Origin of the sequence: Dietzia sp. MNB45, from assembly GCF_051994785.1 — a bacterium.
In the GTDB taxonomy this organism is placed as follows: Bacteria; Actinomycetota; Actinomycetes; order Mycobacteriales; family Mycobacteriaceae; genus Dietzia; species Dietzia kunjamensis.
This window is the reverse complement of record NZ_CP163397.1, coordinates 1137876-1147917: the sequence shown is the minus strand read 5'-3', so window position 1 is coordinate 1147917 and position 10042 is coordinate 1137876. Positions and strand designations below refer to the sequence as shown.

Genomic DNA, 10042 nt, shown 5'->3' with positions numbered 1-10042 from the left:
CTCACGTGAAGGAGACGCCCCATGACCCTGGTGACTGGCACGGTGCAGGACCTCGGGCACGCCCCGATGGACGGCACCCTCTACGCCCGCCCGGCACGATTCCTGCCCGCCGGCAACGTCGTCTACGCCCCGGAGCGCACCCCGTACAAGATCGAGGGCGGCACGTTCTCTGTCGAGCTCGCGCCGGGGCCCGCGGTTCTCGAGCTAAAGGTCGGCACGCACGCCCGGGACGAGTTCCGGGTGGTGATCCCCGACCAGGAGACGATCGGCCTCGCGGATCTGATCACGGAGGTGTTCCCGTGGCAGCCGGAGCAGGTCAGCAAGTTCGTCGCCGAGCGTGAACTCGCGGTCCAGGCCAAGAAGGACGCGGAGACGGCGGCGGGGCAGGCCTCCACGGCCGCCGGCACGGCGACCACGGCGGCGCAGCAGACCGGGCAGGACCGATCCCACGTCGACCAGGTGCGCGCCCTGCTCGATGAGACCTACGACGAGTCTCAGGCGGGGATGGCGCTGCCGCCCCGGCTGACGGAAACCGCACTTAGTGCCACGTATGGTCCAAGTGTGACGATGCAGCCCGACTACGTGTCGCAGATAGAGCGACTACTCGCACCCCGCACCCTCGCCGTCAAGAAAACCGGAACCGGAAATGGATTAGACATCATCTCCGCGTCCGAGTCCGGCGAGTCAACCCGCTGGGGCCTGTGGACACAAACCACAGGCGGGCAGACGGACAACTACCAGTATCTCGGGCCTGTCTACGCGACAACCGGCAGGCTGGAGACCTCGCAGGGGGTGCGGTCCCGTGTGGCGTCGACGGGCACGGCCAAGTCGGGGTCGTGGGTGACAGGTCAGGCGATCCAGTACACGACCGCAGTGGGGGCGACGATGGAGTGGTCCACCACCACTGTCGTCGGCGACACCATCTACATGGGCTTGTACGGCGACGACCGGGGTGGCCAGCTCACCGTGGAGATCGTGGGCACGTCCACCTCGACCACGGTCTCGACGTGGCGGGCCGTCGGGCAGCGGGGGACGGTGGAACTGTTCACGTCGCCGGTGAGTGGCACGGTGACTATCCGGGCCACGTTCACCGGCGCCGACCCCGCCCACGCCCCCACGGGTGGCACGGCGCGAGGCTGGGCACACGACCCCGCGCACGCCAACTCGCCGGATCAGTTCCGCGTCGAGGGGGTCATGCTCCAGCCCGCCCCCGAGACACTGCTGTCCAAGGCTTCGAACCGCGACGTGGCGATCAATGTCGCCCCTGTCGGCGGGTCGGCCCAGTTCATCCCGTACCACGGCGTGGACACCGAGGAGCGCATAGACGACCCGATCTTCCTACTTGATGGCACCGAGATTGATGTGGAGGCGGCATCTGTCGGCACTGAGTGGGCGGGGTCGACCCTCGACGTGATCCAGCACTTCTACGGCCTCAACCACACCGTCACTCCCGATCAGCGGGTGGTGGAGGTGTGGTCTAGGCAGCGGGTCCACTCGTCCGGTAAGGCGTCAATCCAAGTCCGTCTGACCGCGCTGGTCGATCTGACCACCACTTGGTCGGTGTTCGGGTTGATGCTTCCCGCCGAGGGGACGATCTTCGATGAGATTATCGCCTCCGATGGAAGGTCGTGGCCGCACACTCTCGGATCGACCACCGCCTACCAAGATCAGGTTCCTGACGGTGACCGCATCCAGTCGTGGGCGGCTGTGTCGTCGGCACGTCCCGATCTAGTGGCCGCCATGACAGCCAACGGACTACGCGACACCCTGCGCGCTGGGGGCGACCGCAAGCCCTCTTCTTCCGGCGTGCGCATCGACCACCGTTCCGACGGTCTTGTCAAGGTTTATCCAGGGCTTTTTGAGTCGGACGAGGTGATTGCGGCGGGCGAGTCGATACACATCTCGGGCGAGGTCCTGTACGCGGCGTCACCGTCCATCGGGGCGCTTCTGTCCCGCGCCTCCTAGCCGCCGAACGGCTCGGTGGTGGTGCTCACCCACAACGACGGGCGCGTATCAGGACAATGGAGTGAGCTACGTGGCCCAGCCGACCTCTACTAGGTGGTCTGGGACGTCTCCACGACCGCTGACAGCGCCTCGTGGAGAACCTGCGCAACGGTGTCTCTGGAGCTACTTTCCAGTGACCGCATAATCCGGTCGCGCGCCGGTCCGCTGCCTTTCATTACGTCCCCCAGTTGGGCACTAATGTAACGGTGGAACTCGTCCGGTGTACGCCCGGAGTGTACGATCCGTTCGCCATTCTCACGGGCCGCGATGTCGGCCACATTGTGACGGGTAACCGCACTCCAGTACTGGAATACGTCAGGCATCAACTTCGACAAGTCCAGAATCGAGCACCCACTTGCGTGGGCGACGGAGGACACGACCGATTCATCGTTCGGTACTTCCTGCCCCTCGGCCCGCACGTCAGCGATCCGCCGCCTGACGGACAGCACCTCCTCGGCGAGACGTCGGGACATCCGTACGAAAGGGAACGACATGGCGTGAACATCCATCCCCAGGCCGAGGGACGCTAACGGGTCATGCCACCGCCACTTAAGGTTTGCCGGCCAAATGAAAGTCCCGATCAGATCGTGGTCCTGCCCATTGAGGCGAGAGATCACCTTCTCTGCTCCATTGAGAAAGTGGAGATCGGGTTCAACTACCCAGGCGTAATCCCATGGCTGGTCGAGCGCTCGGGCGAACACATAGTCGCCGCACACCCAGCCGGTGCGATCCCCCGCTTTCTCCAACCTTGCGGCCGAGAGGAAGTCCTCCGTGAGGGGCAGGCAGTCGATCTCAGCGTCCTCGAATCGGGCGACCTCTTCGGGCTTGTAGGCCCGTGTCATGTCGGGCACTGCGATAACTCGGACGCCGGGGAGGCTGCCCCTCAGTAGCGCGTGTTGCTCCTTCACCCGAGGGGTCAATGTGACGCAACGGACGAGGACCACTTGAGTTGGCATAAGGGGGAGTCTATGTGCGTTCGTTCATAATCGCTCACCTATTGATCGCGCCGACCGGTATCCACCGACTATGGGCGGCTGAGAGGAGCGATCGTGCGGCGATTCCAGATGGCCACCTCGTGGCCGCAGGCCGATGCCGGCACCCTGCCGGACTCGACGGTCTACGAGGTGGTCATCTGCCCGGGCCCGGATGCCACGGCCGCGGCGATCCTCGCCGACCACCCGGGCGCCGAGCTCGATTCCCCACACTCGGCGTTCTTCCCCGACCCGGCCGGGCAGCACGACGGGACGTTCTACTTCGGCGGACCACCGCAGCTGGCGATCCTCGTCCACGAGGCCGGCCACGCCGCGATCGACACCTTCGTGCGGCGCGGCCTGCCCATCCCCGACGGCGACGACGACACGACCGACGCCGAGGAGGCGTTCGTGCACTTCCTGGGGATGCTCGCCGACGAGCTCGCCGGCCACGTGATCGCCGACCGTCCGCTCCCCCGCTAGGAGGCATCATGCCGATCACCGTCCACCAACGCCGCCCCACGTTTGAGGCGGTGCAGTACCTGCCCGTCACGAACTGCGCGGAGGTCGCCGAGTTCATCGGCCACGAGGTGCACCCGCCCGGCCAGTGCGACCCCGCCGGCCTCCTGGAGATCCCGCCGTCGGGAGGCACCACCACCGCCCGCCCCGGCGACTGGCTCCTGCGCGCCCACAGCGGGGAACTGCTGATCTGCCCGGTCGAGGTGTTCGACCTGATGTACGAGCCCGCCTGAAACAACCCCCACCAACTCGAACAACCCTCACCGCCCGGTGGGGGTTTCTGCATTTCCAAGGGAGGCCCGGCCATGAAGAGAAGGATCGCCGTCTGGTTACTCACGGTGGCTGGCGTCGTCGAGTCCGCCGCGTACTGGATCGACGACCGCGCCTGGACATTCAGGTGGGGCCGGTGACCTCCGCGCTGCTGTGGGCGGCCTGGCACGCCTCCCGATTCCACCGAGTGTCGTTCAGCCGCCCGTACGACGCGCCCGTCGGCTGGCAGTTCCGCTGCCGCTGCGGCCACCACCGACGAATCTAGGAGGACACGTGGACGCAACAACCCTCGCCGAAGCGATGGGGCGGGTGGCCGGCGTGGACTACCACGCCCTCGCCGGGCCGTTCACCGACGCCATGAAGGCCGCCGACATCACCAACGTCAACCGCGCCGCCATGTGGTGCGCGCAACTGGGCCACGAGTCGGTGGGCCTGAAGTACATGCGCGAGATCCACGACGGGTCGAACTACGAGGGGCGACGGGATCTCGGCAACGTCCACCCCGGCGACGGCCGACGGTTCCGCGGCCGGGGCCCGATCCAAATCACCGGCCGCAACAACTACGCCACCCTCTCGCGGTGGGCACACGGCCGCGGCCTCGTGCCCACGCCGACGTTCTTCGTCGACGACCCGGTCGCGCTCGAGCAGCCGCGGTATGGGTTCCTCGGCGCGGTCTGGTACTGGACCGTCGCCCGGCCACAGATCAACGGCCTCGCCGACGCACGCAACCTCGAGGCGGTCACCCGCGCCATCAACGGCGGCCTCAACGGCCTCGACGACCGCCGCAACCGCTACCACCGCTGCCTCGCCATCGGCGAGCGGCTACTCACCCCTGGAGGCCCTGTGGCTGAGAAGATTCTCGACTATCCCCGCGACCAAGTCGTGCAGGACACCGGCTGGAACTGCGGCCCCGCATCGGCGCAGACCGCGATCCGCGCCGCCGGCGGGCCGCTCATCATCGAACGCGACCTGGCCCGCGAACTCGGCACCCACCAGGGCGGCACGGACTGGATCGGCCAGTTCCCTGCGGTGCTGAACCGGCACATCCCCGGCGCCCAGTACCGGGTCGTGGAGATGCCCAACGATCCGCCGACTCCGGCGCAGCGAGACCGACTCTGGAACGACATCGTCTCTTCGATCAACGCCGGCCACGGTGTGGTGGTCAATATCGTCGCGCCGCCGTCGAACTACCCGCGAGCCGTAGCGCCGTCCACGATCAGCCCCGCCTACAACGGCGGCACCGTCTACCACTACTTCCTCGCCGCCGGGTACTCGGACGGCGGCGGTCGGAGGGTGTGGATCGCCGACTCAGGATTCTCCCCGTACGGGTACTGGATCAGCCTCGATCAGCTCGCCACCCTCGTCCCACCCAAGGGGTACGCCTACTCGGCGACCCCTGCACCCGCACCCACAGGAGGTTTCCTTCCCATGCTCAACGACGCCGAGCAGCGCGAGCTGCTCCAGAAGACCCGCGACATCCACCGCGAGCTCACACAGCGGTACCCGTCCCGAAGCGCGTACCGCACCAGTGACAATCCCGTCGACTCGCTGGCCGGGATGATGCTCAACGTCGACGCCCGCGTCCACGAGGACTGGGTCCACGCCCGCGCCACAGAGCTCGGCATCACTCCCGAGCAGTTCCAGCGCGACTACCTGGGAGGCAAGAAGTGAACGCCTTCATCGAGGACGTGGTCGCTGAAGCGATCCGCAAGCAGACCTTCTTCCAGAAGAACGCCAACACCATCGTCGCGGGCATCGGCGCCCTCGTCGCTGTGCTGTCGTTCGTGGCGACCCTGCCTCTCGAGCTGCCGGACGTGGCGAAGGCCGCGATCCCAGTCGTCGTGTCGGTGCTGACGACGTTCGCGATCAAGCTCACGCCGAACGGGGTGCAGCCGACGACGGCACAGAAGCTCGAGCGCACGGTCGCCGCTACCCGCCCGCCGGTCCTCGATCCCGCGGTCCTGGTCGCGGAGGCTGACCGTGCTCGTGAGGCGGTCCGTGTGGGGCTCGCGCAGCAGGCGCCGGCCATCGCCGCTGAGCTCGAGCGGATCCGTGGGGACGTCGCCAACGCCGTCGACAGCTTCACCGGCCAGCACAGGCTCGAGTGATGCGGGCGCTGGAACCTCTGCACCCGCGTTTGCGGGTAGCCGCCTTGGGCATCGTTTCTGCTGGGGCTGTGGCCCGCGGGTTCGCCTACATCGACCAGCCGAGCACCGGCGGACTCACCCACTTCATCGACGCGCTCGTGCCGCTGCACCTGTGGGCGATCGTGTGGATCGCCGCCGGAGCGACAGTCCTCGCAGGCGTGTGGCAGCGTGTCCTCGCCCGGTATGCGCTCGCGTTCGTGTCGATGCTGTGGCTGATATGGGGCCTGTCCTACATGTCGGCCACCGCGCTCGGCGACGCCTCACGCGGCTGGGTCACCGGGGCGTTGATCCTCAACCTCGCCGGATTGACGATCATTGTCGCTGCCCTCGCTGACACGGTGGGCCCGCGGCGGGGGCCGGTGATCGCCGAAGGTGGGGTTGAAGGGTGACGTGGGGCGAGGGGCTGGTCACCATCCTCGGCGCCGTCATCCTCGTCGTCGGCACGTGGATCACCGCCCGGTTCTCCCGCAAGACCGGGGAGGAGGCCAATGAGACCGCCGCCAGCCAGGCCCGGACGGCGGACTGGGCGGCGTTCATGGCCGAGCAGCGCGAATGGACCGAGCGGCAGCTCAAGGAGCAGGACGAGCGGACAGAGCAGCAGCTCGCCGAGCGGGATCGGCGAATCGACCGCCTCGAGGAACGGTTGAACCTGGTGGAGGCGAAGTACAAGGCAGCGATCGCCTACATCCGCAGGATCGTCCGGCAGCTGCAGCGCCATGTCGACCCGGAGGACATCGAGACCCCGCCACCTGAGATCAGCCCCGACCTGTGAGGCCAGACTGCCTTACTCGCACGATTGAGCCGCCCCCGCCTTATCGGTGGGGGCGGCTTTCTGCGTTGCACGATCACTTGAGTCGACAGTTCGGCTTCCACGGCATGATGGTGTCGCATTGGCGGCAGATGAAAATGTGCCGGCCGTGGTCGAGGCTTCCGGCGCGGCCGGCGTCCCAGCCGACGAGGACCCTGTCGGGGCCGAGTTCGTGCCCGTGGGGACAATGGGTGGGCGCATCCTCAGTCCAGAGCATGGGCGAAGTGTAGAACATGGATTCGAGAACCTTTGCCCACATTTTGCCCACACTTGCCGCGATTCGAGACTGATCGAAACTGAGCCCGGCAGACTCCACCGCAGGCCAAGGCCGATTTCGCGCAGGCCAGATCATCCCTCGAACCGGTTTCTACCCGGCTGGTCAGGGGTTCGAATCCTCTCGGGGGCGCACTCACGCCGACACGGGCCGGCAATCCGCTCTCCACTGACGGCGGCCCGCCCGCGCCTCGCTCCAACCATGGACGCACATCAGATCCCGAGACGTGCCGGTGGTACGTTCGGACTTCGAGCTGATTCGCAAGATCAGCTTCGATGACACGGGGTGCCCCTACCGAACGGGGCTGAGATCACACCCGCTGAACCTGAACTCGTTCACACGAGCGGAGGGATGTCAGATGCGCTGGCATGGGCTTTCGTGAGCCGCCCAGGAACCACGGCAGTGGCGTTGAATGGATTGGGACACACCTATCCGGGCGCGCTCCGCCCGGTTCTCGCAGACCTCAACCTGTCCGTTCCGGTAGGCGAGCACATCGCCGTTGTCGGACGCAGCGGATGCGGTAAGTCGACGCTGCTGTCGGTGATCGCCGGCCTCGTCGAACCGACCACCGGGACCGCCGCCGTCCTCGATGACCGCCGGCCCGCACGACGCCTGGAGTCCTGCGCGTTGATGCCCCAGGGCGACAGCCTGTTGCCCTGGCTGTCCCTGCTCGACAACGTCGCGATCAGTCTCCGCAACCAACGAGTGCGCCGGCGCGTGGCCCGATCCGAGGCCCAGCGCATGCTGGACCGTGTGGGACTGGGCGCCTGGTCCGATGCCCGTCCCTCAGCCCTCAGCGCGGGCATGCGCCAGCGCGCCGCTCTCGCGCGGGCTCTGCTGGCGCGCAAACCCGTGCTGCTGGCCGACGAGCCGCTCGGTGCGCTCGACGCGATCACCCGTGCGGAGGTCCAGCAGTGGCTCCGCGACACCATCACCCACACCTCGGCCACCCTCGTCATGGTCACGCACGACGTCGATGAGTCGCTGCTCCTCGCCGAACGCGTGGTCCTGTTGGCACGAGACGAGGCCGGCGGCCCGGCGCGTGTGGTCCGCACCTGGCCGGGATGGTTCGGCGACGACCGCCCCCGAGAGGTCCTCCTCGGCGACGAGGACTTCGCCACAGCTCGCCGGGAAGTGCTCCGGGCCCTGGCCCGGGAATCGCACCTCACCGAGGGCGGGACCGACCGATGACCGTGCGACTCCTCCAGTCCGCCGCCCCTGCCTGCGTCACGCTCCTGCTGGTCCTCGCCGCGTGGATCACGGTCACCTCGCTCGAACTCGTGCCCGAGTACGTCATTCCCGCACCCCTCGCCGTGCTCGACTCGCTCGTGACCACCTGGCCCGACCGGCTCGGTTCCGCCACGCTGCTGACCGCCACCGAGACGATCACCGGAGTGGTACTCGGGGTGGTCGTCGCCGTGGCCGTGGTGATCGTCAGCGCATTCGTGCCTGCCGTCGGGCAGGCCATGACCCCACTACTGATCGCCTCCCAGGCCATCCCGGTCATCGTGATCGGCCCGCTCCTGACGATCTCCCTCGGCTACGGCATGGCACCGAAGGTCATCGTGGTGGCCCTGTTGTGCTTCTTCCCGGTCGCCCTCAATCTTCTCTCCGGCGTCCGCACGGTCGACGCCCGGCTGATCGACACGCTGCGGAGCCTGCATGCCACCCGGTGGTCACTCTTCTGGCGAGTACGCCTGCCCTCCGCCGCACCACGCGGTTTCGCCGGATTGCGCGTCTCGGTCACCTTCGCCCCGGTCGCCGCGGTCTTCGCCGAATACACCGGCTCCACCAACGGCCTGGGCTACCTCATGCTCCAGGCGATCCCCCGGCTCCAGACCGATTTCGTCTTTGCCCAGGTGGCCGTGCTGACGATCATGTCCAGCGTCCTCCTCGCCAGCGTGACCATCCTCGAACGCCTGATCTGCCCGTGGAACACTCCCACCGGGGAAAGGAACCCATCATGACGGACACACGACCCAGCAGGATCCAACGCCGGGCCCGCACGCGACCCGGCGTCCGCATGCTCGCGATCGCGGCCGCTGCCGCGGTGGCTCTGACCGGATGTCAGGCGCCCTCAGACGACCCCGATCCAGGGGAGACCGGTGCCGCACCGGTCAGCGTTCTGCTCGACTGGAGCCCCAATCCCGATCATGTGGCGCTGTACACCGCGCAGCACACCGGCGCCTACGCCGACGCGGGCGTCGACGTGACGTTCATGACGCCGTCCAACACGGCCGACGCCGCCCGGGAGGTGTCCCTGGGGCGGGTCGACCTGGCCATCTCCTACGAGCCCGACACGCTCATCGCCCTCGAACAGGGACTCGACGTGATCTCGGTCGCGGCACTGATCCCGACGTCCTTGACCTCACTGATCGCCAGGACGGAGTCGGGCATCACCTCCGCAGCCGATCTGGAGGGCAAGACCGTGGGGTTGTCGGGGCTGGCCTCCCAGGAACCGACCCTCGACTTCATCGCCCGTGAGGCCGGAATCGATCCTGACTCGATATCAACCCCCAATGTGCAGCAGAGTCTCAACCAGTCGCTGCTCACCGACCAGGTGGACGCGATCTTCGGGGCGTTCCGCAACATCGAAGGCGTGGAACTCGGCGCCCGGGGCGATGTCGAGATCATGCCGGTCACCGAACTCGGGGTGCCCGACTACGCGGAACTGGTGATCATCGCGAACCCGAACCGGCTCGCCGGCGACGCCGACTATGCCGAGCGCGTGGGCGACTTCCTCGCCGGAACCGGGGCCGGGCAGCAGGCCGCGTTGGCGGACCGCCGTATTGCCCTCGAGTCCCTCACCCCGGTGACCGAGGGCTCCTACGAGCCCGACATGCTGGAGAAAATGATCGACGCCACGCTGGCGCTTCTACCCGAGGAGGATTTCGGGCGGCAGACAGCCCGGGACTGGGCGGCCTACGCGTCGTGGATGCATGACAACGGACTGCTGGAGACCGAGGTCGACGGCGCCGCTGCCATGACCAACGACTACCTGCCCCTGTCCGGCGGCTAGATTTTCTGGTCACGCAGATCGTGGCCATGA

General features: G+C 67.4%; 12 protein-coding genes and 1 riboswitch. Of the genes, 10 read left to right on the top strand and 2 right to left on the bottom strand.

What is annotated here, in order from left to right:
- The first annotated feature begins 21 nt into the window (after window positions 1-21).
- The gene (locus AB5G72_RS05525; RefSeq protein ID WP_440221164.1) at window positions 22-1965 is read left to right on the top strand and encodes a hypothetical protein; all 1944 of its coding nucleotides are present in this window, start codon (window positions 22-24) and stop codon (window positions 1963-1965) included.
- Between the two features lie 89 nt (window positions 1966-2054).
- Here AB5G72_RS05525 and AB5G72_RS05520 read toward each other — a convergent pair whose 3' ends face one another.
- Window positions 2055-2855: a hypothetical protein gene (locus tag AB5G72_RS05520; protein ID WP_440221163.1), complete on the bottom strand. Its 801-nt coding sequence runs from the start codon at window positions 2853-2855 to the stop codon at window positions 2055-2057.
- Window positions 2856-3053: 198 nt separating this feature from the next.
- Between AB5G72_RS05520 and AB5G72_RS05515 the strand changes: the two genes are divergently transcribed.
- From AB5G72_RS05515 to AB5G72_RS05490, 6 genes are all read left to right on the top strand, one after another.
- Entirely contained in the window at window positions 3054-3458 is a 405-nt protein-coding gene (locus tag AB5G72_RS05515) for a hypothetical protein (protein ID WP_440221162.1), read from the top strand.
- Window positions 3459-3466: 8 nt separating this feature from the next.
- The gene (locus tag AB5G72_RS05510; RefSeq protein WP_440221161.1) at window positions 3467-3727 is read left to right on the top strand and encodes a hypothetical protein; all 261 of its coding nucleotides are present in this window, start codon (window positions 3467-3469) and stop codon (window positions 3725-3727) included.
- Window positions 3728-4037: 310 nt separating this feature from the next.
- Window positions 4038-5435: a C39 family peptidase gene (locus AB5G72_RS05505; RefSeq protein WP_440221160.1), complete on the top strand. Its 1398-nt coding sequence runs from the start codon at window positions 4038-4040 to the stop codon at window positions 5433-5435.
- On the top strand, window positions 5432-5872 hold the full coding sequence (locus AB5G72_RS05500) for a hypothetical protein (RefSeq protein WP_440221159.1): 441 nt from the start codon (window positions 5432-5434) through the stop codon (window positions 5870-5872). The genes AB5G72_RS05505 and AB5G72_RS05500 overlap by 4 nt, the downstream gene beginning before the upstream one ends.
- A 68-nt stretch (window positions 5873-5940) precedes the next feature.
- Window positions 5941-6300, top strand: a complete 360-nt coding sequence (locus tag AB5G72_RS05495) for a hypothetical protein (RefSeq protein WP_440221158.1) — start codon at window positions 5941-5943, stop codon at window positions 6298-6300.
- Window positions 6297-6683 carry a hypothetical protein gene (locus tag AB5G72_RS05490; protein ID WP_440221157.1) on the top strand — a complete coding sequence of 129 codons (387 nt, stop codon included), beginning with the start codon at window positions 6297-6299 and terminating at the stop codon, window positions 6681-6683. Before AB5G72_RS05495 ends, AB5G72_RS05490 begins: the two co-directional genes overlap by 4 nt.
- A gap of 73 nt (window positions 6684-6756) precedes the next feature.
- Here AB5G72_RS05490 and AB5G72_RS05485 read toward each other — a convergent pair whose 3' ends face one another.
- A complete protein-coding gene (locus AB5G72_RS05485; RefSeq protein ID WP_440221156.1) occupies window positions 6757-6936 on the bottom strand; it encodes a hypothetical protein in 180 nt (59 codons plus the stop codon).
- A gap of 328 nt (window positions 6937-7264) precedes the next feature.
- A riboswitch (TPP riboswitch) is annotated at window positions 7265-7362 on the top strand.
- Between the two features lie 33 nt (window positions 7363-7395).
- On the opposite strand from AB5G72_RS05485, the gene AB5G72_RS05480 reads away from it, so the two are divergent.
- Genes AB5G72_RS05480 through AB5G72_RS05470 form a run of 3 tightly spaced genes read left to right on the top strand, consistent with a single transcriptional unit; the run spans window position 7396 to window position 10012 of the window.
- Entirely contained in the window at window positions 7396-8184 is a 789-nt protein-coding gene (locus tag AB5G72_RS05480; protein ID WP_440221155.1) for an ABC transporter ATP-binding protein, read from the top strand.
- Window positions 8181-8960, top strand: coding sequence for an ABC transporter permease (locus AB5G72_RS05475; RefSeq protein WP_440221154.1), 780 nt, complete (start codon window positions 8181-8183; stop codon window positions 8958-8960). The genes AB5G72_RS05480 and AB5G72_RS05475 overlap by 4 nt, the downstream gene beginning before the upstream one ends.
- A complete protein-coding gene (locus AB5G72_RS05470) occupies window positions 8957-10012 on the top strand; it encodes an ABC transporter substrate-binding protein (protein ID WP_440221153.1) in 1056 nt (351 codons plus the stop codon). Before AB5G72_RS05475 ends, AB5G72_RS05470 begins: the two co-directional genes overlap by 4 nt.
- The last annotated feature ends 30 nt before the right edge of the window (window positions 10013-10042 follow it).

Coding starts and splice junctions, on each gene's coding strand:
- AB5G72_RS05470 (WP_440221153.1), top strand. CDS start 8,957: ATGACGGACACACGACCCAGCAGGATCCAACGCCGGGCCCGCACGCGA.
- AB5G72_RS05485 (WP_440221156.1), bottom strand. CDS start 6,936: ATGCTCTGGACTGAGGATGCGCCCACCCATTGTCCCCACGGGCACGAA.
- AB5G72_RS05525 (WP_440221164.1), top strand. CDS start 22: ATGACCCTGGTGACTGGCACGGTGCAGGACCTCGGGCACGCCCCGATG.
- AB5G72_RS05475 (WP_440221154.1), top strand. CDS start 8,181: ATGACCGTGCGACTCCTCCAGTCCGCCGCCCCTGCCTGCGTCACGCTC.
- AB5G72_RS05510 (WP_440221161.1), top strand. CDS start 3,467: ATGCCGATCACCGTCCACCAACGCCGCCCCACGTTTGAGGCGGTGCAG.